General features: G+C 64.6%; 16 protein-coding genes. 2 read left to right on the top strand and 14 right to left on the bottom strand.

Features of this window, described 5'->3' with window-relative positions; genetic code table 11:
* Positions 1 to 86: 86 nt before the first annotated feature.
* The 13 genes from R2834_08140 to R2834_08080 all read right to left on the bottom strand — a co-directional run bounded on the left by R2834_08140 (position 87) and on the right by R2834_08080 (position 19,915).
* Entirely contained in the window at positions 87 to 1,568 is a 1,482-nt protein-coding gene (locus R2834_08140) for a glutamate synthase subunit beta (protein ID MEZ4700283.1), read from the bottom strand.
* A gap of 23 nt (positions 1,569 to 1,591) precedes the next feature.
* Complete coding sequence (gene gltB, locus R2834_08135) at positions 1,592 to 6,139, bottom strand: glutamate synthase large subunit (GenBank protein ID MEZ4700282.1); 4,548 nt, start codon at positions 6,137 to 6,139, stop codon at positions 1,592 to 1,594.
* Between the two features lie 191 nt (positions 6,140 to 6,330).
* Complete coding sequence (gene cimA, locus R2834_08130; GenBank protein MEZ4700281.1) at positions 6,331 to 7,977, bottom strand: citramalate synthase; 1,647 nt, start codon at positions 7,975 to 7,977, stop codon at positions 6,331 to 6,333.
* 32 nt (positions 7,978 to 8,009) lie between these two features.
* The gene (locus R2834_08125; protein MEZ4700280.1) at positions 8,010 to 8,576 is read right to left on the bottom strand and encodes a 3-isopropylmalate dehydratase; all 567 of its coding nucleotides are present in this window, start codon (positions 8,574 to 8,576) and stop codon (positions 8,010 to 8,012) included.
* The gene (locus tag R2834_08120; protein ID MEZ4700279.1) at positions 8,573 to 9,865 is read right to left on the bottom strand and encodes a 3-isopropylmalate dehydratase large subunit; all 1,293 of its coding nucleotides are present in this window, start codon (positions 9,863 to 9,865) and stop codon (positions 8,573 to 8,575) included. The genes R2834_08125 and R2834_08120 overlap by 4 nt, the downstream gene beginning before the upstream one ends.
* A 92-nt stretch (positions 9,866 to 9,957) precedes the next feature.
* Positions 9,958 to 11,565: a 2-isopropylmalate synthase gene (locus R2834_08115; protein ID MEZ4700278.1), complete on the bottom strand. Its 1,608-nt coding sequence runs from the start codon at positions 11,563 to 11,565 to the stop codon at positions 9,958 to 9,960.
* Positions 11,566 to 11,606: 41 nt separating this feature from the next.
* Entirely contained in the window at positions 11,607 to 12,716 is a 1,110-nt protein-coding gene (gene leuB, locus R2834_08110; protein MEZ4700277.1) for a 3-isopropylmalate dehydrogenase, read from the bottom strand.
* A gap of 4 nt (positions 12,717 to 12,720) precedes the next feature.
* On the bottom strand, positions 12,721 to 13,749 hold the full coding sequence (gene ilvC / locus R2834_08105) for a ketol-acid reductoisomerase (protein ID MEZ4700276.1): 1,029 nt from the start codon (positions 13,747 to 13,749) through the stop codon (positions 12,721 to 12,723).
* A 38-nt stretch (positions 13,750 to 13,787) separates the two neighbouring features.
* Complete coding sequence (ilvN, locus tag R2834_08100) at positions 13,788 to 14,363, bottom strand: acetolactate synthase small subunit (GenBank protein MEZ4700275.1); 576 nt, start codon at positions 14,361 to 14,363, stop codon at positions 13,788 to 13,790.
* Between the two features lie 43 nt (positions 14,364 to 14,406).
* Positions 14,407 to 16,137 carry a biosynthetic-type acetolactate synthase large subunit gene (gene ilvB / locus R2834_08095; protein MEZ4700274.1) on the bottom strand — a complete coding sequence of 577 codons (1,731 nt, stop codon included), beginning with the start codon at positions 16,135 to 16,137 and terminating at the stop codon, positions 14,407 to 14,409.
* A gap of 704 nt (positions 16,138 to 16,841) precedes the next feature.
* Positions 16,842 to 17,756, bottom strand: a complete 915-nt coding sequence (locus R2834_08090) for a substrate-binding domain-containing protein (protein ID MEZ4700273.1) — start codon at positions 17,754 to 17,756, stop codon at positions 16,842 to 16,844.
* Positions 17,757 to 18,074: 318 nt separating this feature from the next.
* A complete protein-coding gene (gene fbp / locus R2834_08085; GenBank protein MEZ4700272.1) occupies positions 18,075 to 19,106 on the bottom strand; it encodes a class 1 fructose-bisphosphatase in 1,032 nt (343 codons plus the stop codon).
* 125 nt (positions 19,107 to 19,231) lie between these two features.
* On the bottom strand, positions 19,232 to 19,915 hold the full coding sequence (locus R2834_08080; protein ID MEZ4700271.1) for a TIGR04282 family arsenosugar biosynthesis glycosyltransferase: 684 nt from the start codon (positions 19,913 to 19,915) through the stop codon (positions 19,232 to 19,234).
* Positions 19,916 to 20,774: 859 nt separating this feature from the next.
* On the opposite strand from R2834_08080, the gene R2834_08075 reads away from it, so the two are divergent.
* Positions 20,775 to 22,088 (top strand): hypothetical protein, encoded by a 1,314-nt coding sequence (locus R2834_08075; protein MEZ4700270.1) that lies wholly within the window; start codon positions 20,775 to 20,777, stop codon positions 22,086 to 22,088.
* Positions 22,089 to 22,297: 209 nt separating this feature from the next.
* On the opposite strand, the gene R2834_08070 is transcribed toward R2834_08075, so the two are convergent.
* Positions 22,298 to 23,443: a cysteine desulfurase family protein gene (locus R2834_08070; protein MEZ4700269.1), complete on the bottom strand. Its 1,146-nt coding sequence runs from the start codon at positions 23,441 to 23,443 to the stop codon at positions 22,298 to 22,300.
* Between the two features lie 126 nt (positions 23,444 to 23,569).
* Between R2834_08070 and murA the strand changes: the two genes are divergently transcribed.
* Positions 23,570 to 24,877, top strand: a complete 1,308-nt coding sequence (gene murA, locus R2834_08065; GenBank protein MEZ4700268.1) for a UDP-N-acetylglucosamine 1-carboxyvinyltransferase — start codon at positions 23,570 to 23,572, stop codon at positions 24,875 to 24,877.
* The last annotated feature ends 45 nt before the right edge of the window (positions 24,878 to 24,922 follow it).

The raw sequence follows: 24,922 nt of genomic DNA, 5'->3' as shown, positions 1-24,922 counted from the left end.
CGAAAATCCTCCGAGCTGCTGGAAAAGGACGACCTAAACGAGTTCAGCGCCCGATAGTTCTCGGCCTCGCGGACCCGCCTCCGGCGTCACCGCACGAACGGAAGATCGCCGCGCCCCTTCGTGGGCAGGCGGCTTTCGCCCATGAGATAGATGTCGACCGCCCGCGCGGCCTCGCGGCCTTCCGAGATGGCCCATACGACCAGCGACTGTCCGCGCCGGCCGTCGCCGGCCGCGAAAACACCCGGCACCGGCGTGTGGTAGTGCCCGTCTGTCTGGATCGCCCCGCGGGCATCCAGCGGCACTCCGAGCTGCTCGACCACGCCGCCCGGCTCCGGACCCGTGTAGCCGATGGCCAGCAGCACCAGATCCGCCGGCCAGCGAACCTCCGATCCTTCCACCTCCACAAACCGCGGACGGCCGTCGTCGCCGGTCTTCACTTCGACCTTGACGGTGTGCAGCGCGACCACGCGGCCGTTTTCCGTCTCGAAGGCCTTGGTCATGACCGACCAGTGCCGTTCCGCCCCCTCCTCGTGCGAGCTGCTCGAGCGGAGGATCATCGGATAAAAAGGCCAGGGCTGATGCACCGGCCGGTTTTCCGGAGGCATCGGCAACACCTCGAACTGGGTGATCGTCTTCGCCCCCTGCCGATTCGCCGTGCCGATGCAATCGCTCCCCGTATCGCCCCCGCCGATCACGATGACGTGCTTGTCCGTCGCGATGATGGGCTCGACCTCGTCGAGCGGATGGCCGGCGACGCGTTTGTTCTGCTGCCAGAGATAATTCCAGGCATAATGGATACCGTGCGCGTCGCGCCCCGGGATCGGCAGATCCCGCGGTTTCGTCGCTCCGATGCACAGCACGACGGCGTCGAACGCGCTCAGCGTCTCCCGATCGGTATCGACGCCGATGTGGACGCCGGTCTTGAACGTGATGCCGGCCTGCTCCATGACGCCGATGCGCCGCTCGACGACATGCTTTTCCAGCTTGAAGTCGGGGATGCCGTACTGGAGCAAGCCACCCGGGCGGTCATCCCGCTCGAACACGGTGACCCAGTGGCCGGCCCGGTTCAGCTGGTCGGCCGCCGCGAGTCCGGAAGGTCCCGATCCAATAACGGCTACATGTTTGCCGGTACGGATCGCCGGCGCACCGGGATCCACCCACCCCTCCTTGAACGCCCGTTCGATCGTCTCCCGCTCGATCTGCTCGATCGTCACCGGCGCGTCGATGACGCCCAGCACGCAGGCCGACTCGCAGGGGGCGGGACAGATGCGCCCCGTGAACTCGGGGAAGTTGTTCGTGGAGCGCAGCAGATCGTACGCCTCGCGCCAGCGCCCCTCGTGGACGAAGTGGTTCCAGTCCGGGATGCGATTCCCGAGCGGACATCCGGCCTGGCAGAACGGCACGCCGCAATCCATGCAGCGGGTCGCCTGCGACTTCAGCTTCTCCTCGGGGAACGGCATGTAGACTTCGCCGCTGTCACGGATCCGTTCGTTCACCGGGCGGCGCGCCGGCATTTCCCGCTTGTACGTAAGAAAGCCTCTGGCCTTGTCGTCGTTCTTTTTGGTCATGAGGTACACCATCTTCACAGGGGTTATGCGGCAACATGCCGGGATGCCTCCGGGGCCTGCTCGGCCGTCTCCATCCGCTTGAGCGCGCGCTTGTACTCGACCGGCATCACTTTCACGAACCGGGGCAGCACGGCATCCCAGTCGGCGAGCATCCGGCCCGCCAGGGCGCTTCCGGTGTAGTCTGCATGGCGCTCGATCATCGCGCGGAGTTCAGCCTGATCGGCTTCCGTCTCGACCGGCTCCAGATCCACCATCTCCATGTTGCAGTTCCGGGCGGCGAAGACGCCGTCCGCATCGTACACGTAGGCGATGCCGCCGCTCATGCCGGCGCCGAAGTTGCGCCCGGTCGTACCGAGCACCACCACGCGGCCGCCCGTCATGTATTCGCACCCGTGGTCGCCGATGCCCTCGACGACGGCGCGGACGCCGCTGTTTCGAACCGCGAAGCGCTCGCCGGCCCGGCCGCGCACAAACACCTCGCCGCTCGTGGCGCCGTAGAGCGCGACGTTGCCGATGAGGATGTTGTCCTCGGCCGCAAACGGGGCGGTGGCCGGCGGGTAGACGATGAGGCGCGCGCCGGAGAGGCCCTTGCCGAAGTAGTCGTTCGCATCCCCCTCGACCCGCATCGTGAGACCCGCCACCGAGAAGGCGCCGAAGCTCTGTCCCGCCGAGCCGCGCGTATGGATCGTCAGCGTCCCGTCGGGCAGGCCGTTCGGCCCGTGCCGGCGCACGATCGCGTGGCTGAGCATCGTCCCGAAGGCGCGATCCGTGTTCTCGATATCGAGCGAGAACGTGGTTTTTTCACCCGTTTCGAGCGTGGCGGCGGCGCGCGCGATCAGTTCGTTGTCCTTCACCCGATCGATGCCGTGGTCCTGTCCCTCGGACTGGAACGCCGCGAGCATGTCCGGCACATGCAGGTGCGTGAGCACCGGCGTCAGATCGAGGCTCGACGCCTTCCAGCGGCTGGCCGGGATGTCCTGCTCGAGCAGTTCGACGCGGCCGACCATCTCGTCCAGCGTCCGGATGCCCAGGCTGGCCATGATGGCACGCACTTCCTCGGCGACGAAATGGAAGAAGTTGATGACGTGCTCCGGCTCGCCCTTGAACTTGGCGCGCAGCTCGGGGTCCTGCGTGGCGATGCCCACCGGGCATGTATTCAGGTGGCACTTGCGCATCATGATGCAGCCCATCGCGACGAGCGGCGCCGTGGCGAAGCCGAATTCCTCGGCGCCCAGGAGGGCGGCGACGGCGACATCCCAGCCCGTCTTGAGCTGTCCGTCGCACTCCACCTTGACACGGCTGCGCAGCCCGTTGCGGACGAGCGTCTGGTGCGTCTCGGACAGGCCGAGCTCCCACGGAAGGCCGGCGTGCGCGATCGACGTTTGCGGCGAGGCGCCGGTGCCGCCGTCGGATCCGCTGATGAGGATGACGTCGGCCTTGCCCTTGGCCACGCCGGCGGCGATGGTGCCCACCCCGACTTCCGAAACCAGCTTGACGCTGATGCGGGCCTGCGGGTTGGCGTTCTTGAGGTCGAAGATCAGCTGCGCGAGGTCCTCGATCGAGTAGATGTCGTGGTGCGGCGGCGGGGAGATGAGACCGACGTAGGGCGTCGAGTGACGCACCTGCGCGATCCACGGGTAGACTTTCTCGCCCGGAAGCTGCCCGCCTTCGCCCGGCTTCGCGCCCTGGGCCATCTTGATCTGAATCTCGTCGGCGCTGGCCAGGTAGGCCATCGTCACGCCGAACCGACCCGAGGCGACCTGCTTGATGCGGCTGCGGTTGGGGCTGGAGCGGTCGTAGCGCGACGGGTGTTCGCCCCCCTCGCCGGTGTTGCTGCGCCCCCCGAGACGGTTCATCGCCACGGCGAGGGTCTCGTGCGTCTCGGAGCTGATCGAACCGTACGACATGGCGCCGGTCTTGAACCGCTTGACGATTTCGGTCCAGGGCTCGACCTCCTCGATCGGAATCGGGGTTTGTCCGTCGCGCAGCCGGAGCAGGCCGCGGAGGGAGCCGTGCGCCCGCGCCTCTTCGTTCGCGATACGCGAAAACTCGCTGAACGACTTCGGATCGCTCTGGCGAACGGCCTGCTGGAGCCGGGCGATCGTATGCGGATTGAAGTGGTGATGCTCGCCGTTCCGGCGCCACTGGTAGCGGCCGCCGACGTTCAACGAGGCCAGGGAGACGTGCTGCGCCGTCTGGTAGGCGCGCGCGTGTCGCATCCGCACTTCTTCCGCGATGATGTCCAGCGAGATGCCGCCGATGCGCGACGGCGTCTTCGTGAAATACGCGTCGATGACGTCGCGACCGATGCCGACCGCCTCGAAGATCTGGGCGCCGCGATAGCTCTGCAGCGTCGAGATGCCCATCTTCGACATGACCTTCAGCACGCCCTTTTCGACGGCGTGGATGTAGTTCTCTTCGGCTTCGACCCGCGCCGGCGCCTCGCCCTGCACGGCGTCGAGCAGCGAGGGGATCGCGTCGAGCACGAGGTAGGGGTTGACGACATCCGCGCCATAGCCGATCAGGAGACAGAAATGGTGCACTTCGCGCGGCTCGCCGCTCTCGATGAGCAGGCTGCAGCGGGTGCGCCGGCCGGTCCGGATCAGGTGATGATGCACGGCGCCGATGGCCAGGAGCGCGGGTATCGGCGCCAGCTCGGCGTCGACGCCCCGGTCCGAAAGGATGAGCAGCGTGTTGCCTTCGTCGATCGCCGTGGCCGCCTGCCGGCAGAGCGTGTCGAGCGCGGCCTGGAGCCCTTCGCCCCCTTTGTCGACGGGAAACAGCGTCGACAGCCGGGCGACCTGGAAGCCGGGCTCATCGAGCGCCGCGATGCGCGCCAGCGCTTCGTTGGAGACGATCGGGCCGGAGAGCCGGAGCTGCCGGCAGTGCGCCGGGCCCTCGTCCAGCACGTTTTCCTGCGCCCCGAGGTTCGTGAACATCGAGGTCACGATCTCCTCGCGGATCGCGTCGAGCGGCGGGTTGGTGACCTGCGCGAAGAGCTGCCGGAAGTAGTCGTACAGCATGCGCGGATTTTCGGAGAGCACCGCCAGCGGCGTATCGTCGCCCATCGAACCAAGGGCTTCCTTGCCCGTCAGCATCATCGGCGGGATCAGCATGCGCATGTCCTCGCTCGTGTAGCCGAACACCTGCTGCTGGGCGTGCAGCGCCTCCGGCGCCACGGCGCTCGACGGCGCGTCGAACGGCCCGAGGTCCTCGACCCGCTTCAGGTTCTCGGAGAGCCAGAACCCGTACGGCTGCGACGAGGCGATCTGGTGCTTGATCTCGTCGTCCGAAATGATGCGGCCTTCATCCAGATCGATCAGAAACATGCGGCCCGGCTGGAGGCGGCCTTTCTGGACGACATCCGCCGGATCGATCTCGACGACGCCGGTCTCCGACGACATCACGACGAGGCCGTCGCGGGTGACCGAGTAGCGGGACGGACGCAGCCCGTTACGGTCGAGCACGGCGCCGATGTAGCGGCCGTCGGTGAAGGGGATCGTTGCCGGCCCGTCCCACGGCTCCATCAGGCAGCTGTGGTAATCGTAAAACGCCCGTTTTTCATCCGACATGGACTCGTGGTGCTCCCAGGCTTCCGGGACCATCATCATCATGGCATGCGGCAGCGGCCGGCCGCTGAAGCGGAGCATCTCCACCGCGTTGTCGAACACGGCGGAGTCGCTGGTGCCTTCTTCCAGGAGCGGAAGCAGCTTGGCGATGTCGCTGCCGAACAGGGGCGACTGGAAATGCGCCTGCCGCGCGTTCATCCAGTTCGTGTTGCCCCGGAGCGTGTTGATCTCGCCGTTGTGGCAGATGGTGCGGAAGGGCTGCGCGAGCGCCCACTGGGGCATCGTGTTCGTGCTGAACCGGGAGTGCACGAGCGCGAGCCGGCTGGTGAAAAGCGGGCTGGCCAGGTCGGGGAAATAGTCGCGCAGCTGGTGCGTCGTCAGCATCCCCTTGTACACGATCGTGCGGCTCGACAGGCTGCAGATGTAAAACCCGTTGGCGCCGTCGGACGGGGTTTTGCGGATCGCGTGTTCGAGGACCTTGCGCAGGATGAAGAGCCGGCGTTCGAACGCATCCCCGAGCATCTCGTCATCGCCCTTCCCGATAAAGAGCTGCCAGATGGAAGGTTCGCGTTCCAGCGCGGTGCGCCCGATCGAGCTGTTCTCCGTCGGCACCTGGCGCCACCCCAGGAACTGGAGTTTTTCGTCCCGGATGACCGATTCCACGAGCTGCATCAGATACCGCCGTTTTTCCTCGTCTTTCGGGAGGAAGACCGCGCCGGCGCCATAGGCGCCCAGCGCCGGGAGGTCAAAGCCGGCTTCGCGGCATGCCGCCGTCAGGAACGCGTGCGGGATCTGGGTGAGGATGCCGGATCCGTCGCCGGTGGCCTCGTCACAGCCGCTGGCGCCGCGGTGATCGAGGTTGCAGAGCATCGTCAGCGCGCGATCCACCACATCGTGCGTTCCCTCGCCGCGCAGCGTACAGATGAAGCCTACACCGCACGCGTCGTGCTCGAAATCCGGGTGATAAAGGCCTTCAGAGGGAGTCTGGTGGTCGTTTGTCATGGCATTCCAGGTTCAGTCGTATCGGGTTCAACGTCAAAACCGGTGGGATACAGGTATCCATTCGCGGGCCGGAGCCCAGGCCAGAAGGTTCGTATCCTGACCGCACCGTTGGTGTCTTAGCCATGCGGGGCGGAAGGTCGTGCCGCGGGAAAGGAGGGTTGGAGCCGGCGCGAAGCCGGCCACACGCGGCGCTACATCGTCGTGTGGGGCACTGCCAGCGTCGGACGCGACGCCGCAGGCTCGATGGGGGCGTCCGTCGCGCGGACGTGCGGAGGGGTGCCTGTCGCCAGCAGGTGGTAACAGATCCCGTCGAAAAGGGCCTGCCAGCTGGCTTCGAGGATGTTTTCGGACACACCGACGGTGTGCCAGCTGCGGTGGTTGTCGTGATGTTCGACGAGCACGCGGACCTTGGCGCCGGTGCCGTCTTCCGGGGTGAGCACGCGCACCTTGTAGTCGGACAGGCGCACGTACTGGAGCTGCGGGTAGAACCCGCGCAGGGCCTCGCGCACGGCGTTCGACATGGCATCGACGGGCCCCACACCCTCCGCCACGTTGAGCGTCCGGCAGCCGCCCACGTTCAGGACGAGCGTGGCTTCCGAGTGGGCCGCCCCGTCGCCGTCCTTTTCGTTGCGGACGCGCAGGCGTTCGAGCCCGAAGTAGTCGGTGTTCACGCCCTGGATCGTCCGCAGAAGCAGCTCGAACGACGCCTCGGCCCCTTCGAACTCGTACCCCAGATGTTCGAGTTCTTTGATGCGCTGAACGGCGCGCCCGGCCTGCTCCTTGTCTTCTATGTGGATGCCCAGTTCGTCGGCCTTGTAGCGGACGTTGCTCTGCCCCGAGAGGTCGGAGACGAGCACCCGCCGGCGGTTGCCGACGAGGTCGGGCGCGATGTGTTCGTACGCGCGCGGATCCTTCATCACCGCCGACACGTGCACGCCGCCCTTGTGGGCGAAGGCGCTGTGGCCGACGTACGGCGCGCGGTCGACGGGGTCGAGGTTGGCCACCTCGTTCACGAAATGGCTCAGGTCCGCCAGCGTCGCCAGCTGCTCGGGCTCGATGCAGCTGTAGCCCATCTTGAGCTGGAGGCTGGCGATCACGGCGCACAGATCCGCATTCCCGCACCGCTCGCCGATGCCGTTGATGGTGCCCTGCACGTGCCGCGCGCCGGCGCGGACCGCCATCAGCGTGTTGGCCGCCGCGCAGGCGCCGTCGTTGTGCGTGTGGATGCCGATGGGCAGCGTGAACGCGCCGCAGACGTGGCTGACGATGTCGAACACTTCGTGCGGCATCGTGCCGCCGTTCGTGTCGCAGAGCACCAGCACGTCGGCGCCAGCGCCGGCCGCGGCGCGGAGCGTTTCGAGCGCGTAGGCCTCGTTGTCCTTGTACCCGTCGAAGAAGTGCTCGGCGTCGTACACGACGTATTTGCCGTGCGCCTTCAGAAACGCCACCGACGACCGGATCAGTTCCAGGTTCTGCTCGAGGGTCACGCCCAGCGCCACCTCGGCGTGGAGCGTCCAGCTCTTCCCGAAGATCGAGACGACGGGCGTCTCGGCGGCCAGCAGCGCGAGGAGGTTTGCGTCCTGCTCCGGCGGGTTGGAGAACCGGCGCGTGGACCCGAACGCACAGAGGCGCGCGTGTTGCCAGGATACGTCCTTCGCCAGATCGAAAAAGGCCTGGTCTTTCGGATTCGAGCCGGGCCACCCGCCCTCGATAATGTCGATCCCCAGCGCGTCCAATCGTTTCGCAATACGCAGCTTGTCGCGCGCGGAGAGCGCGACGTGCTCGCCCTGGGTACCATCCCTCAGGGTAGTATCGAACAACTCAACGTGTGTGGCCATGATCGTGCGGGTTCGGGTGGTGCGGCCGGCCGTCAGCGGGATGCCATCAGGCCGGCGCGACGGGCATATTCGAATACGTTGCCGGCCCGCAGGATCTCGGCGACCTCGCCGAGGGGGTTGAGCAGGTATTCTTCGCCTGTCGTGTGGTTGGTCAGTTTGCCCAGCGCGGTGTCGAGCGAGAGCTCGTCTCCCGTCTTGATCACCTCGTTGAGCTTCTGGCGCGTCTCGAACGGCACCACGAAGCCGCCGTCGACGGCGTTGCGGTAGAAAATGCGCGCGAAGCTCTCGGCGATGACGGCCTCGCAGCCGGCCTGCTGCAGCGCGAAGGGCGCATGCTCGCGGGACGATCCGCAGCCGAAATTCGAGCCGCCGATGATGATCGTGTAGACGCTCTCGTGGGCGTCGGGCGCCGTGAAGGGGATGTTGCCGTACGGCAGCCCCTGCTTGCCCGCCGGCACGCCGCTCATCGCATACCGGCCGTAGAGCTTGCGCTCCTCGGGGTCGCTGAGGCTGTAGACCAGATGCTCCGCGGGGATCATCTGATCCGTGTCGATCGCGTCTCCTACGACGTAGGCCTTGCCCTGAATAATGGGTTTCATACCAGCACCTCGCGGGGATCGGTGATGAGGCCGGAGAGCGCCGACGCCGCCACGGTGAGCGGAGACGCCAGGTACACGGCCGACGATTTCGAGCCCATGCGGCCCGGGAAGTTGCGGTTTGTGGTGCTGATGACCACTTCCTGGCCGTGCGTCCGCCCGAAGGTGTCGATCGGACCGCCCAGGCAGGCCGCGCAGCTCGACGGGCCGATCTTGCAGCCCGAATCCCGGAAGATGTCGTGCAGCGAGACGCCGTCGATCGTCGTGGTGTGGAGCGCGTTGGCGACTTCCGTCGTCGCCGGCACGATGTACGTGTCGATCGCGACGCGCTCGCCCTTCAGGATCCGCGCGGCCGCCTCGAAGTCGCCCAGCTTGCCGCCGGTGCAGCTGCCGATGTAGGCGCGGTCGAGCTTCTCGCCCGAGACCTCGCTCACCTTCGCCTTGTTGTCCGGGCTGTGCGGCTTGGCCACCATCGGCTCCATCGTGCTCGCGTCGTAGACGCGGACGGAGTGGTATTTCGCATCGGGATCGGAGTAAACCGGATCGAACGTGCGGTTCGTGCGGGCGCGGACATGCTCGAACGTCTTTTCATCCGGCGCGATGATGCCGCTCTTGCCGCCGGCCTCGATGGCCATGTTGGTGAGCGTCATCCGCTCCTCCATCGACAGGTCGAACACGGCCTCGCCGTCGAACTCCATCGCCCGGTACGTGGCGCCATCGCACCCGATGTCGCCGATGATCGCCAGGATCAGGTCCTTCGCCATCAGGTACGGCGGGAGGCTGCCTTCGAAGACGAACTTCATCGTCTCCGGCACCTTCAGCCAGATCTTGCCCGTCCCCATGATGAGGGCGGCGTCGGTGTTGCCCACCCCCGTCGAGAACATGCCGAAGGCGCCCGAGGTGCAGGTGTGGCTGTCGGTCCCGATCAGCACCTTGCCCGGCAGGTTGAACCCTTCTTCCGCGAGCGCGATGTGGCAGACGCCCTTATAGCGATCCGTCCCCACGTCGTAGTAGTGCGGCAGGTTGTGCTCCTTCGCGAATTCGCGGAGGATGTCCACGTTGCGGTTCGCGTGTTTGTCGGAGGTAAAGATGTAGTGGTCCGGGAATATGACCAGCTTGTCGGGATCGAACACCTTCGCATCCTGCCCGAACTCGCGCTTGAAGATGCCGATGGTGGGCGGCCCACACACGTCGTGCGTCATCAGCACATCCACCTCGACCCAGATGTTCTCTCCGGGCACGACCCACTCCTTGCCCGCGTTGCGGGCCAGAATCTTCTCTGTAATGGTCATGGCTGTTATCTCAAATCGTACATCGTAATTCGTAAAATCGCACGGCGTGATCACTTCGATCCGATTTGCGATCTGCCTTTTTCATGTTGCAATTACGCCGGGTCTCCCTCGAACGAGCTGATGATGCCGTCCGACACAAAACTGACGTTTTCCTGTTCGGCCTGGTGGGCGGCGAGCTTGTTCAGGGATGCGATGTAGGCTTCGGCGGAGGCCTTGAGCACATCGGTGCTCCGGGCGAAACCGTGGAAGCGTACTTCGCCGAGGCTCGTCAGCACCCGCACCTCCCCGATCGCGTCCGAACCCTCGGAAACCGACCGAATCGTGTAGCTTTCGAGCTCATGCGCGGTGCCCACGGCGTAGTTGATGGCGCGGTAGAGCGCGTTCACCGGGCCGTCGCCGGTGGCCCGCTCCTTGCGGACGACGCCGCCCCGGCGATGCTTGATCGTCACCTCGGCGACCGGCTCGTTCTTGCCATCCACCACGACGCGCATCTCTTCGAGGATATAATCCACCTTGCCTACTGTCGGCTTTTTCTCGACGAGCAGGTGCAGATCTTCCTCGAACACCTCTTTTTTCTGGTCGGCCAGCGCCAGGAAGCGCTCGTAGAGTTCTTCCTTCTGGTTCTCGGCGACGGCGTAGCCCATCTTCTCCAGCCGGCTGAAGAAGCCGTGCCGGCCCGAGTGCCGGCCGAGGCGGATCTGCTCGGCCACCTGACCCACATCCTCCGCCTTCATGATCTCGTACGTGTCGCGCCGGCGGAGCACGCCGTGCTGGTGGATGCCCGCCTCGTGGCTGAACGCGTTTTTCCCGACGATCGCCTTGTTCGGCGGCACGGGGAAGCCCGAGGCGACCTGCACCAGCTTGCTGGCGGACATGAGGCTCGTGGTCTCGATGTTCGTGTGCAGCCCGAACTTCTTCGAGCGCACGTGGATCGCCATCACCACCTCTTCGAGCGGCGCGTTGCCGGCCCGTTCGCCGATGCCGTTCAGCGTGCATTCGATCTGCCGGGCGCCGGCCAGCACGCCGGCCAGCGAGTTGGCCGTCGCCAGCCCGAGGTCGTCGTGGCAGTGCGTCGAGAAAATCACCTGCTCCGGGTTCTTGATGCCGGCGGCCACCGCCTTGAAGATGGCGGCGTATTCGCTCGGGATGCAGTAGCCCGTCGTATCGGGCAGGTTGATCGTCGTGGCGCCGGCGTCGACCACCGCCTGCACGATCTCGCACAGGTAGCCGAGGTCGGACCGGCCGGCGTCTTCGGCGCTGAACTCGACGTTGTCGGTGTACGTCCGCGCCTGCGTGACGGCGTCGACGGCCATCTTGATGATCGTCTTCCGCTTCTCCTCGATCGTCTTCCCGAACCGGGGATGGCTGAACTTGGCATCCAGGTGGATGTCGCTCGTCGCGATGAAGGTGTGGATCCGGGTATTCTTCCCGCTCGTGAGCGCCTCACCGGCCGCACGGACGTCCGCTTCGGTCGCCCGGGCCAGCGCGCAGATCGTCGGACCTTCGATGGCTGCGGCGATCTCGGCCACCGACTCGAAGTCCTGCGGCGACGAGATCGGAAAACCCGCTTCGATGACATCAACCCGTAGCTCGGCCAGTTTGCGGGCGATGTTCATTTTTTCTTCCAGCGTCATGGAGGCGCCGGGTGCCTGCTCGCCGTCGCGGAGCGTGGTGTCGAAGATGATGATGCGGTCGCTCATAGAAGTCGGGATTTACTTGCCCTCTCGGTCTTGAGCCTGCGTTAACCGATAGGTACATGTTCCAGGCGTTTGCGCGCCAGGGTGGCGACGCGTTCGCCCATTTCCGTGGTGCCGACGCGGGTAAAGCCCTCGCGCCAGAGATCGCCCGTCCGCAGGCCCTCGGCGAGCGTGTCGTCCACCGCCGCGCGAACCGCTTCGGCGGCGGTCGCCTCTCCGAGCGCGTCGAGGAGCATGGCGGCGCTCAGGATGGCGGCGAGCGGGTTGGCTTTGTTCTGGCCGGCGATATCCGGCGCGCTGCCGTGCACCGGCTCGAAGAGCCCGATGCCGCTGCCCAGGCTCGCGGAGGGCAGCATGCCCAGCGATCCGGGCAAGGTGGCGGCGAGATCCGAGAGGATGTCGCCAAACAGGTTGCCGGTCAGCACGACATCGAACTGCGCGGGGCGCAGCACGATCTGCATCGCGGCGTTGTCGACATACAGCGTATCGAGTTCGATGTCGCTGAACGATGCCTTGTGCACTTCGGGGACGACTTCCCGCCAGAGCTGCGACACGACCAGCACGTTGGCCTTGTCCACCAGCGTCACCTTCCCCCGCCGGCGACGCGCCCACTCGAAGGCGATCGTCGCGATGCGGGCGATTTCGTGCTCGTCGTACACCATCGTGTTGTGCGCCGAGCGCCGGCCGTCCTTCACCTCGCGGCCGCGGGGCTCGCCGAAGTAGATGCCGCCGGTCAGCTCGCGCACGATGAGCATGTCCGTCCCGCGCACCACCTCCGGCCGCAGCGGCGATGCCGCCACGAGGGCTTCCGGCACGGCCACCGGGCGCAGGTTGGCATACGCGCCGAGCGCCTTGCGCAGGGCGAGCAGGCCGCTTTCGGGGCGCATCGCGCCGGTATGGTGATCCCAGGCCGGCCCACCGACCGCCCCCAGCATCACGGCATCCGCCGCGAGGCAGGCCGCGCGGGTGGCGTCGGGGAACGGATTCCCCGCGCCGTCGATGGCGGCGCCGCCCACGAGGTGCGTCGTTTCTTCGATCGCGAACCCTGCCGGCTTCGCCACGGCCCCGAGCACCCGCATGGCTTCGCGGAGCACGTCGGGCCCAATGCCGTCGCCGGGCAGGGTTACGATGCGATAGGTTTTTGCAGCTGCCATCGGCCTACGACTCGACGACGACGGGGGAATCGGCGGTATCGGCCGACTTCTTCGGGCGCAGCCAGCTCATCATCGAGCGCAGCTTCTTGCCCACGACCTCGATCGGATGATCGTGCGAGGCCTTGCGCAGGTTGCCGAAGTTCGGCCAGCCGGCATCGCATTCGGCGATCCATTCGCGGGCGAACTGGCCCGACTGGATCTCGCCGAGGATCTTCTTCATCTCCGTCTTCACGGCCGGCCCGACCACGCGGGGGCCGCGCGAGTAGTTGCCGTATTCCGCCGTGTCGCTGATCGAGTAGTTCATGTAGGCCAGGCCGCCCTCGTAATAGAGGTCGACGATCAGCTTCAGCTCGTGCAGCACCTCGAAATAGGCCAGTTCAGGCGGGTAGCCGGCTTCCGTCAGCGTCTCGAAGCCCGCCTTGATGAGCGCCTCGGAGCCGCCGCAAAGCACGGCCTGTTCGCCGAAGAGGTCCGTCTCGGTCTCGTCCTTGAACGTCGTCTCGATCACGCCGGCCTTCGCGCCGCCGATGGCGGCCGCGTAGCTGAGCGCGAGGCGGAGCGCGTTGCCGGAGGGATCCTGGGCGACGGCCACGAGGCAGGGCACGCCGGCGCCTTCGGTGTACACGCGGCGGACGAGGTGGCCGGGCGACTTCGGCGCGACCATGAACACGTCGACGCCGGCCGGGGGGTTGATCTCGCCGTACAGCACGCTGAAGCCGTGCCCGACGCCGAGCGCCTTGCCGGCGCTGAGGTTCGGGGCGATATCCGTATTGAATACCTTTTTGTGGTGCTGGTCCGGCACGAGGACCATCACGACGTCGGCCCATTTCGTGGCGTCACCCACCGACATGACGCGCAGGCCTTTCTCCGCCGCCTTCTCGGCCGATTTCGATCCCGGACGCAATCCGACGACGACCTCTACCCCACTGTCCGTGAGGTTCAGCGCATGCGCGTGTCCCTGGCTGCCATAGCCGATGACCGCGACTTTTTTCCCCTGGATGATGCTCTGGTCGGCATCGTAATGAACGTTCAATCCCATGTTGAGCTACGTAGATACGGTGGGTGAGGGTGTCAGCTTCCGTGGATGAGCGCGCGACGCATCGCGACCCGGCCACTTCGGTGGAGTTCTTCGATCCCGAACGGCTGCATCATGCCGATAAAGGCATTGATCTTGGTCGCCGGCCCGGTCAGTTCGTACGTCATCGTCTCGTGGGTGATGTCGATCACCTTGCCCCGGAAGATGTCGTTGATGTCCATGATCTGGCTGCGATTCCGCTCGTTGTAGCGGATCTTGAGCAGGCAGAGTTCGCGTTCGACATATTCCTGGTCGGTGAGGTCTTCGACCTGCACCGTGTCCACGAGGTTATTGAGGTGGCGCAGCACCTGGTCGATCTTGCGCGGCGTTCCGTTCGTCACGAGCGTGACGCGGTAGAGCGACGGGTCGTCGCTGATGCCCACCACGACGCTCTCGAGGTCGAAGCCGCGCTGATAGAACAGGTTCACGACGCGGTTGAGGGCGCCGATGGAATTCTCCAGCAGCACGCTGAAGATGTGGCGGCGCAGCTGCAGCGATTCGTCCGCCTGCACCGGCTCGCCGGCGGCTTTCTTGCGGTAAATCTGCTGGGGTGTAAGGGTTGCCTGGCTCATACGAGTCTCCGGAATAACATGTGGGGTCGGAACGGACGGCGGCTCAGAGCGCGTCTTCGTTCCGGTACCGTTTCGTGATCATCTCGCCGGTGGCCGCGCCGGCCGGCACCATCGGGAATACCATTTCTTCCTTCTGGACCTGGCACTCGATGAGCACGGGCGCATCGGTGATGGACCACGCCGTCGCGATCGCCTGGTCGAGCGACGCGGGGTCGCCGGCACGAAGGCCCTTCACGTGGTAGGCCTCGGCGAGCAGGACGAAGTCCGGGTTCGTCGGCGCGAGGTCCGTGTGGCTGTAGCGGTTCTCGTGGAAGAGCTCCTGCCACTGGCGCACCATGCCGAGGAACTGGTTGTTGATGACGATGATCTTGACCGGAAGGGCGTGCGCCGACGCGATGGCCATCTCCTGGGCGTTCATGGCGAAGCCGCCGTCGCCGCTGATGGAGATCACCGGGGCGTCGATCCCCTTCTCGCGCATCCCGAACGCCGCGCCGATGGCCGCAGGCAGGCCGAAGCCCATCGTGCCGAGGCCGCCCGACGTGATGTGCGAATACGGGCGCACGAACTGGAAGTACTGGGCCGTCCACATCTGGTGCTGCCCGACGTCCGTGACGACCACGGCGTCGCCGGCCGACGTCTCGCGCAGCTTCTGGATGACGCCCTGCGCCCGCAGCAGCCCGTCCTTTTCGTATTCGAGCGGGCATTCCGCGCGCCACGTCGCGATCCGGCTCAACCAGGCGCCGGTGTCTTTCTTCGACACCAGCGGCATCATTTTCTGGAGCACCTCCTTCACGTCGCCGAGGATCGGGCAATCGACCGGGACGTTTTTCGAGATGCACGAGGGATCGATGTCGATATGGATCACCTTGGCGTGCGGCGCCCAGCTGTCGAGCTTGCCCGTCACGCGGTCGTCGAAGCGCGCGCCCACCGAAAAGATGAGGTCGCAGTTCTGGACGGCCTGGTTGGCGTACCACGTGCCGTGCATGCCCAGCATGCCGAGCGACAGCGGGTCCGTTTCCGGGAAGGCGCTCAGGCCGTGGAGGGTCGTCGTGACCGGGATGTTCGTCTTGCGGGCGAACTCGGTGAGCAGGTCCGCCGCGCGGGCGTTCAGCGTGCCGCCGCCCACATACAGCAACGGCCGCTCCGATGCCATAATCATCGCGGCGGCCGTCTCGACCTGTTTCATCGCAACGGGAACGTGTGCATTGTACCCGCGGATGGCGACATGCTCCGGATATTGGAAGGTGGTGTTGGCCGCCAGGACGTCTTTCGGCAGGTCGACGACGACGGGGCCGGGCCGGCCCGTTTCAGCGATATGATAGGCCTCGCGGATGGTCCGGGCCAGGTCGCGCACGTCGCGCACCTGGTAGCTGTGTTTCGTGATGCTCCGCGTGATGCCGATGATATCGCATTCCTGGAAGGCGTCGTTGCCGATCAGCTGCGTCGGCACCTGGCCGGTAAAGACCACCATCGGCACCGAATCCATGTAGGCGTCGGCGATGCCCGTGACGCAGTTGGTGGCGCCGGGGCCGCTGGTCACGAGGACGGTGCCGGCCTTGCCGGTCACCTTCGCATAGCCGGCCGCCATGTGCGTGCCGCCCTGCTCGTGTTTGACCAGAATATGCTTGAAGCTCGGGTTCAGGCGCGCGATTTCATCGTACACCTTGATGACAGCCCCACCCGGATATCCGAAGACATAGCGTACACCTTCCGCCTCTAGCGAGCGGACGAAAATCTCCGCGCCGGACATTACGGAACTCGGGGTCGGCAACATCGTGGACTCGGTTGCGCCATCACCCTCAGGCTGGGTAACCTTCGTGGAAGCGTCCTTCAGCATGGTGTGCATCTCTTTTCTGAGGTTTCGCCAATCCCCAGATCCGATGCGGTGTGCGAGTACGCTGCTTTGGAAGTGCCCAGGGATTGACGTGCGATCTAGCCTAGAATAAGTAGATCGAGAATAATGGCTAGCCCGATTAGCAAAATAATCTTGGCCAGACCAAGGCTATCAATCCCCTTCACGATTACGGACGAGCCCTGTACATGCAGCGGGAAACGAGCAACAGCAACCTGAACCTGGGTCCGTCGGGAGTTCATATGGTAGCTGGGGTTCTGCACGTCCTGTTTCGCTGGTGTCTGCGCGGCTCGTTGGAAGGAAGTGATAGATCTAATAACGTGAACGGCTCAGAGACGCGCAATCCCGACAAACATCGGCAATCTTGCAAAACTACTACGCCGCGCGTTCGAGCGGTACCGCTTCCAGTAAACTTTTCTATGCAATTCCCCTCCTGACCCTAACTTTTTACGATCCTTCGTTTCGCCCTACCAGATTTATTGACAGCCCGTGCCATCAAACTTTTCATCAAAAGACACAAGACTTCATCCTTTCTTAACATTCGAGGCGGTCTGGAAGGGCTTCCCCGCCGGCGTAAATCGTTGCCGGGCCGGCATTTGGCGTTTCACGCCGCATGAAATACCGCTTCAATTCGACGTCCGCGTGTAGAGTTCGGTCGGGATCAACTGCACGGCGGGCACGGATTCGCCCCGGGCGTAGGCCACGACGGCCTGAATGGAAAGCCGGCCGATCTCGCGGGGGTACGTGATCACATCGGCGTAGAGCGCGCCCCGGTCCACCGCCTCGATAGCCTCCTTCTTGCCGCCGAAGCCGACGACCTGCACGCGTCCGGCCTTGCCGGCTTTTTCGATGGCCGCCAGCGCGCCGAGCGCCGTCTCGTCGTTGATGCCGAAGATCGCGTCGAGGTCGGGATGCGCCTGGAGCATGTCCTCGGTGGCTTTAAACGCCTTGTCCATGGAGCCGCTGCCCGGAAGCACGGAAACGATCTCGACCGCCGCGTCCGCCGCATTGGCCTCGGCGATGGCGTCCCGGAATCCCCGCGTCCGCTCGATCACCGATTCCACCTCGGGATGATCCACGATGCCGACGCGCCCCTGCCCGCGCAGCATCTCGACAATCGCGCGGCCGGCTTTTTTGCCCCCGTCGTAATTGTCGATCCCCACATGCCCCACTACGTCCACGCCCTCGGCCAGCGCCGCAATGTCGGCCGTGAACACGGGGATGCCGGCGCGATTGGCCTCCGCGATCGAGGTTCCGATGGCGCGGGAGTCGGTCGGCGTGACGATCAGCGCGTCGACGCCCTGCACGATGAAATCGGCGATCTGGTTTTGCTGCTTCGCGATATCGAATTCGCCCGAGACCAGCATCACCTCGATGCCGTTGGCATCCGCCTCCTGCTGGAGCGCATCCACCAGATCGAGAAAAAACGGATGCGTCATCGTCAGGACCGTGACACCGACGCGGATCGCGCCGGCATCCCCCGCCTTCTCGGCGGGCTGACCGCAGGACGCGAGGAGCAGAAGCACAAGCAAGACACGCATGAGAGTGGTGATTAGCGATTAGCGAACAAGGAGTTGTGAGGGGGGAGATTACGAATTGACCGGCGTATATGGAATTCCCGATCGTTTATCCCCAGGGCCATCGCATGCTCTTCAAACGTGAGCATCTCCCGGTATGGGGGTATAGGAGGTTTTGCGGTAAGAAGTGCCCCCATGCACCCAAACTCCCAGACGCTTCTCGCGGCCACGGCGAGCATGCGATGGCCCTGCGTTTATCCCCACCTCACCCATCGCAATTCCTTGATCGCTAATCGCCACGCCTCCGTCGCAAATCGCAATTCCTTGATCGCTAATCGCTAATCATCCCCCTTCCAGAAACATCCGCGCCCGCTCGACCATCTCGCGGCTGCCGATGTAGAGCGGACACCGCTCGTGCAGCGACCGGGGGACGCGCTCCATGACCCGGTCGTAGCCGTCCGTCGCGAGGCCGCCGGCCTGCTCGACGATAAACGCGGTCGGGTTCACCTCATACATGAGCCGCAGCTTCCCCCCGGGATTCTTGGCCGTCAGCGGGTAGATGAAGATGCCGCCCTTGAGCAGGTTGCGGTGGAAATCCGAGATGTAGGATCCGATGTACCGGGTCGTGTAGGGCCGGCCGGTAGAGGCGTCCTCTTCCTGCATCCACTTGATGTAGCGCCGCAATCCGGGCTCAAACGCGTGGTAGTAGCCCTCGTTGATCGAATAGATGCGCCCGGTATCCGGGATGCGGATGTCCGGATGCGACAGGAAAAACTCGCCGATGCTCTGGTCGAGCGTAAATCCGTTCACGCCGCGCCCGGTCGTGTAGACGAACATCGTGGAGGAGCCGTAGATGACGTAGCCGGCGGCCACCTGCTCGGTCCCGGGCCGCAGCGCCGCCTCGAGCGACGGCGGAATGCCCGGGGGGAGGTGGTAGATGCTGAAGATCGTGCCCACCGACACGTTCACCTCGATGTTGGACGACCCGTCGAGCGGGTCGAACAGCACCATGTACTCGCCGCTCTCCCCGTTCGGGGTGTCGAGCACGATCGGATCGGCGTACTCCTCCGACCCGATCAGACAGCACTCCCCGCCCCGCCGGAGGGCGCGCACCAGTTCGTTGTGGGCCATGGCGTCGAGCTTCTGCTGCGTCTCGCCCTGGACGTTCACCACGCCGGAGCTGCCGCCGAGGTCGACCAGGCCGGCCTTGTTGATTTCGCGGTTCACGATCTTCGCCGCCAGGCTGATATCCCGGATCAGCCGCGAAAACGCGCCGGTCGAATGCGGCAGGCTCTGCTCCTGCTCGATGATGAACTGCTCGAGGGTTTTCCACTGCCCTACTGGGGAAACAATGGGCGGTACGGTCTCCTGCATCGGAATAATCCGGTTGATTCTGGAAGCGCTTTTCTGAGGTGCGAAATGGCAAACGCTACAGCCCGGAATTTGGTTCGCCTCCTCGCCACTCACCCACCTTCCCATTGGCCCATGGCCCGAGCCTCCTATCCCCTCAACGCGGCATACGCCTTTGCCAGGCGCCCCAGTACCTCGCGCGTCCGCGGCAGCGCCTCCGGATCGGCATCGGGCAGCTCGCGCGCGAGGCGGACGAGTTCGTCGGGGGTGTCCACGTCAAACCAGGGCGGCAATACGGTCACCTCGGCGCCGGTCTCGCCGGCGCGTTCCAGGGTTTGCATGAACACCTGGTCGTGACTGTAGGTCATCCCTTCGAAGAGGTGCGGATAAAATTCGTTCATCCCGAGCAGGTAGTACCCCCCGTCCTCGCTCGGCCCGATCGAGATGGCGTAGGGATCGTCGAGGATGCGAAACGCCTCGTCGATGAAGGGCGACGGGAGCGTCGGGTGGTCGGTCCCGATGATGACCGCCTTCTTGTATCCGGCCATGAACGTCTCCAGAAAGGCATGGCCCATCCGCGCCCCGAGGTCGGCCCCGACCTGCGCCTGCCGGCTGACCGGCTCCGGCACGACGCCGGCCGGCATCGTTTTATCTGATGGCGGAAGATAGAGGCGGACGTCGACGTCCAGCGCGGCGTACTGCGCGAGCGCGTCGGCCAGAAACGCCGTATACAGCTCGGCCGCCTGCGTCGGCGTGAGCAGTTCGGTGAGGCGCGTCTTCACCTTGCCGGGCTCCGGGACCTTGGCGAAGACAATGAGGGCGGATGGGGACATGCGAGGTTGGGTTTGGGACATCACCAAACGCAGGGCCGGCCCAGGCGATCCCGGATGCCATGCGGCAGCGTCCCGTAGGTCGGGTTAGCGCAGCGTAACCCGACGTCATCCAACCACATCGCGACAATAAATATTCGTCGGGTCACGGTCTCTGGGTGGACCTGACCCGACCTACGGGATTCGGCGGTGGAAGCGTATCCCGACATCATCCAACCACATCGCGACCATAATTATTCGTCGGGTTACGGTCTCTGGGTGGACCTGACCCGACCTACCCAGGATTCAGCGGTGGAAGCGTAACCCGACGTCATCCAACCACATCGCGACAGCAGGCCTAATTATTCGTCGGGTTACGTCCCTGGGTGAACCTGACCCGACCTACGGATTCGGCGGTAAAGGTACCCCGACGCCATCCAACCACATCACGACAATAATTATTCGCCGGGTTACGGTCTCTGGGTGGACCTGACCCGACCTACGGGATTCGGCGGTGGAAGCGTAACCCGACGTCATCCAACCACATCGCGACAATAATTATTCGTCGGGTTACGGTCCCTGGGTGGACCTAACCCGACCTACGGGATTCGGCGGTGGAAGACGGCCTCGATCGTAGGCCGGCGACAAAACCCCGCACATTGAAACGGACGATCGCGTTCAGGTCGCGAAACCTCCTCCTCATCCTCCTGTACACGCCCTGTCGACTCCCCTATGCCAGCGATTGCGGCAGACAACTCCCACTGCATAGCGCGCAGTTCGTGCAGCGGCCTCCTCCTCGGGCTCGATGTCGGCGCCCAAGTCTGCAGCCCGAACGCTACCTCGCTACAACCTGGCCCCGGTGACACCCATGTGGACACAGACCATGACCCTGATCTTATTTGTCGTCACAATAGGGATCGCAAGCCTGTCAGAGGCGTCCGCCGCAAACGGTGAGGTACACGTGATCGTGTACCTCGCCGACGGCCGTGTCATTCGCGTCGACCCGCAAACAGGCCAGCACGTACTGCTCTTCTCTGATGCCCACACCGGCCATGCGCAAGCATCGCGCGTACAGGTCAGCGCGGTCGGAACCGTAGCATACGTTGCTCGCGAGGGTGATCATGCTGACCATCTCTATGTCTGGCACAACGGGGTCATGTCCAGCTTTTCATCGCGGGATTTTACCTTCGGACACGTGATCTGGGACGAGCAAGGGTGGCGATTACAAAGAGATACCCTGGCCAGCTACCCTCCCTTCGTGCTCTCGCCCGATGGCCGGTATGTCGTGCGCTATTTCAACGACACCATCGACTTGCTTCCCGGCTCCTCATCCGGTTATCCCGAAACCCAGATCGTACAGTTTTCACTCGGCATTTTGGATACGTCAACGAATAGCTTCAAGACCATCCGCATTGACACGTTGCGCACGGATGGCTACGATGCCGACCAGCAAATTGTGCGAAGAGTGACGGGGTGGTCCCGAGCAAATCCTGAATGGCTGTATGTCCAAGAGGTGCAGGAAGATCATCAGATGGGGCATGATGCGATGAGTGGGCTCTGGGCAGTCAACGTGGTATCTGGCTTGACGCGGCCTATTCCAGGCAAGGTGGACATCATATTGGACGTGGCCCCTAACGACTCGCTGATCGCGCACACACCGGTCGATGATACCTGCTGCGCGGGAATCAATTATTCTAGCAATGACCTCATTCTCTATTCCCTGGCTTCGGATGCCAACATCACGCTATTCAGCGAATACGAGCGGTACCACAATATCGACCAGGCGGAAGAGCACGCGCCGATCAACGCGGCATTCTCCCCGGATGCGCACTGGATCGCCGCCACCATCGACGAGTTGATCGTCTATGGAGCCGCATCGAATAATCCCGGTGAGTTTGGTGATCCTGATTCAACGAGCTACACCGGCCGGTACCTTTGGCTGAAAAATTTGCGGGACGGTGTAGAGAAATCATTCAAGAACCGCGAATTCATTGGCTGGATCGACAGCCAGCACGCACTTGTTCGCTCGTATGAAGCGCACTTCGAAAAGGTAGATGGCGGCCCGTCAAAGCGCATCGAAAACCGGGGTGAGCCGATGCTACTCGAGATTCACACAGGCACGGAAGCGCCCTTATTCGCCGGCGGGACTCCAGGTGAGATACAGATGCTGCACATCGCTTGGGTAGATCGCAAATAGCCGAACAATCGCACCCATCTCGCTTGTGGAATTTCCTCTATAGATTGGGCGCATTGAATGGCAACTGCATGCTGTGTTTTCATCCTATGGCGATGGGAGACTTTATCATGCGGTATACTAATGAAACCTGAAACAGCCAGCACGTCGGCCTGAACCATGCTGCTGCTCTCGGATGCCGTTTGGATCCCCGATCGGGTTGGGGATGACGCTCAGCGCCGCATCCGGTCGATGATCTGCTTCAGCATCGCCACCGTATGGTCGATCGATGCTTCCGTCGTGGCGCGGCCCAGCGAGAAGCGGACGGAGGCGGCCGCCGTTTCACGCGGGACGCCCATCGCGAGCAGGACGTGGCTCGGCTCGATGGCGCCGCTGGTGCAGGCCGACCCGGAGGAAACCGCGATGCCGGCCATATCCATGTTCAGCAGCAGCATCTCGCCGTCGATCGGCTTGCCCTCATGCGGACGAAATGCGATGTTCAGGATGTGCGGCGCCGCGTGGCCGAGCGGCGTATTGACGATAAACGCGCCGGCCAGCCGCGCCTCCAGCCCTTCCAGCAACCGGTTACGCAACCCGGTGAGGCGCTGCCCCTGCTCGACATGGCCCGCATAGGCCCGCTGCATCGCCCGGGCGAGTCCGACGATGGCCGCGACGTTCTCCGTCCCGCCCCGCCGGCGGCGCTCCTGCGAACCGCCCTCCACCAGCCCGGACAGCTCCGTCCCGCCCCTCACGTACAGGCATCCCACGCCTTTCGGGCCGTAAAACTTGTGGGCCGAGACGCTCATCATATCCACGCCCAGATCGGCGACCCGCGGGGCGAAGTGGCCGGCGGACTGCACCGCGTCGGTATGCACCAGGATACCGCGGGCCCGGCAGGACGCGGCGATCTCGGCGATGGGATTGACGACGCCGGTTTCGTTGTTGACGTGCATCAGGGAAACGAGTGCGATATCGCCGGCCAGGGCGTTTGCCACCGCGTCCAGCGCTACGCCGCCCCCGTTGGATGGCTCGATAAAGCGCACCGCGCGTCCGGCATCCCGGAGCGTACGAGCCGGCGTCAGCACTGCTTCGTGCTCGGTCAGCGCCGTCAGCAATCCCCCCTCGCGGCGCCCGAGCGCCCCTTTGATCGCCAGATTGTTTGCCTCGGTCGCGCCGCTGGTGAAAACGATCTCCGACGGCTCGGCCCCCAGAAGGCCGGCCACCGTTTCGCGGCTTTCCTCGACCGCAAAACGCGCCCGACGGCCAAGCGCATGGACGGAAGACGCGTTGCCGTACGACTCCCGGAGGAACGGCATCATCGCCTCGAGCACGGCCGGATCGAGCGGCGTGGTGGCGGCGTTGTCCAGGTAGTTGGGCATTTGATCAGCGATTGGCGAATAACGATTCGGGCGGGCGAGGCGTAGCGTGATCCACGCTCCGATCTTGAAACGAAAAGCGCCGTTGGTGTTTCAAGCGACGTCAACGCATCTCATATCGCGAGCTACATGGAAAAACTGGTCATCACGGGAGGACGGACGCTGCAGGGCAGCCTGACGGTGGGCGGATCCAAAAACACGGCGCTCGCGCTGCTCACCGGCGCGCTGCTGCCCGAGGGCACGAGCACCATCGCCAACGTGCCGCACGTGCGCGATGTGCGCACCCTGGCGCAGATCCTCGAATTCACGGGCGCGAAAGTCGAGATCCCCGACGCCGGCCCACTGGTCGTGCACGCCGAAGACGTCAGCTTTCCCGAAGCCCCGTACGAGCTGGTGAAGAAGATGCGGGCCTCGTTTTACATGCTCGGCGCCCTGCTCGGCCGGTTCGGCACGGCACGTGTCTCGCTGCCCGGCGGCTGCGCCTGGGGGCCGAGACCGGTCGATCTCCACATCGAGGGCATCAAGGCGCTCGGCGCCGAGATCGACCTGGAACAGGGCTACGTCATCGCCCGGGCGCCACACGGCCGGCTGCCCGGCGGCACCTTCCGGCTCGAACCTTCCAGCGTCGGCGCCACGATCAACCTGCTGCTCGCCGCCGTGCGCGCCACCGGATCGTCGCGCATCGAAAACGCGGCGAGCGAGCCGGACGTCATCGTCTTTGGCGAGGCGCTCCAGCAGATGGGCGCGAAGATCGCCGGCCTGGGCACCCGCACGATAGAGATCGAAGGGGTCGACACGCTCCACCCCGCCGCCATCACCAACTGCCCGGACCGCATCGAGCTGGGCACGTTCATGATCGCCGCGGCCGTCACCGGCCCGGCCGGCGGGTCGGTGCGCATCCTCAACGCCGAACACCGCCACCTCGGCGACGCCTTCAAGGAGGCCCTGGCGGAGGCCGGCGTGCGTGTCGAGTACGGCGACAACGAACTGGTCGTATGGACCCCGGAGGTCATCCACCCCATCGATATCGAGACGGCCATCTACCCCGGTTTTCCCACCGATCTCCAGGCACAGTGGACCGTCCTCATGGCAAAAGCCGCCGGCACGTCGCGCGTTACCGACACGATCTACTTCGACCGGTTCAAACACATCCCCGAACTCGAGCGCATGGGACTGCGTGCCCGCGTCGAGGGCAACACGGTCACCATCAAGGGGGGCCAGCAGCTCAAGGGCGCCCAGGTGATGAGCAGCGACCTGCGGGCGAGCGTGTCGCTCGTCCTCGCCGGCCTCATCGCGAAGGGCGAAACGCACGTCCTGCGCGTCTACCACCTCGACCGCGGCTACGAGAACCTCGAAGCCAAGCTCCGCACCGCCGGCATCGCCATCTACCGCGAACAATACGACGAATTCGCCCTGCCGGAGCATCCGGAGGGGTAAAAGATGGGTCAGGGCTCGCTGCGCTCGCGGCCATTGGTCACGGGT

The organism is Rhodothermales bacterium, assembly GCA_041391505.1.
Lineage (GTDB): Bacteria > Bacteroidota > Rhodothermia > Rhodothermales > JAHQVL01 > JAWKNW01.
This window is presented reverse-complemented; position numbering and strand designations above follow the sequence as displayed.

Excerpts from the sequence above, each read along its gene's own strand:
- R2834_08140 (MEZ4700283.1), bottom strand. The coding sequence starts at position 1,568 with ATGACCAAAAAGAACGACGACAAGGCCAGAGGCTTTCTTACGTACAAG.
- gltB (MEZ4700282.1), bottom strand. The coding sequence starts at position 6,139 with ATGACAAACGACCACCAGACTCCCTCTGAAGGCCTTTATCACCCGGAT.
- cimA (MEZ4700281.1), bottom strand. The coding sequence starts at position 7,977 with ATGGCCACACACGTTGAGTTGTTCGATACTACCCTGAGGGATGGTACC.
- R2834_08125 (MEZ4700280.1), bottom strand. The coding sequence starts at position 8,576 with ATGAAACCCATTATTCAGGGCAAGGCCTACGTCGTAGGAGACGCGATC.
- R2834_08120 (MEZ4700279.1), bottom strand. The coding sequence starts at position 9,865 with ATGACCATTACAGAGAAGATTCTGGCCCGCAACGCGGGCAAGGAGTGG.
- R2834_08115 (MEZ4700278.1), bottom strand. The coding sequence starts at position 11,565 with ATGAGCGACCGCATCATCATCTTCGACACCACGCTCCGCGACGGCGAG.
- leuB (MEZ4700277.1), bottom strand. The coding sequence starts at position 12,716 with ATGGCAGCTGCAAAAACCTATCGCATCGTAACCCTGCCCGGCGACGGC.
- ilvN (MEZ4700275.1), bottom strand. The coding sequence starts at position 14,363 with ATGAGCCAGGCAACCCTTACACCCCAGCAGATTTACCGCAAGAAAGCC.
- ilvB (MEZ4700274.1), bottom strand. The coding sequence starts at position 16,137 with ATGTTGCCGACCCCGAGTTCCGTAATGTCCGGCGCGGAGATTTTCGTC.
- R2834_08090 (MEZ4700273.1), bottom strand. The coding sequence starts at position 17,756 with ATGCGTGTCTTGCTTGTGCTTCTGCTCCTCGCGTCCTGCGGTCAGCCC.
- fbp (MEZ4700272.1), bottom strand. The coding sequence starts at position 19,106 with ATGCAGGAGACCGTACCGCCCATTGTTTCCCCAGTAGGGCAGTGGAAA.
- R2834_08080 (MEZ4700271.1), bottom strand. The coding sequence starts at position 19,915 with ATGTCCCCATCCGCCCTCATTGTCTTCGCCAAGGTCCCGGAGCCCGGC.
- R2834_08075 (MEZ4700270.1), top strand. The coding sequence starts at position 20,775 with ATGACCCTGATCTTATTTGTCGTCACAATAGGGATCGCAAGCCTGTCA.
- R2834_08070 (MEZ4700269.1), bottom strand. The coding sequence starts at position 23,443 with ATGCCCAACTACCTGGACAACGCCGCCACCACGCCGCTCGATCCGGCC.
- murA (MEZ4700268.1), top strand. The coding sequence starts at position 23,570 with ATGGAAAAACTGGTCATCACGGGAGGACGGACGCTGCAGGGCAGCCTG.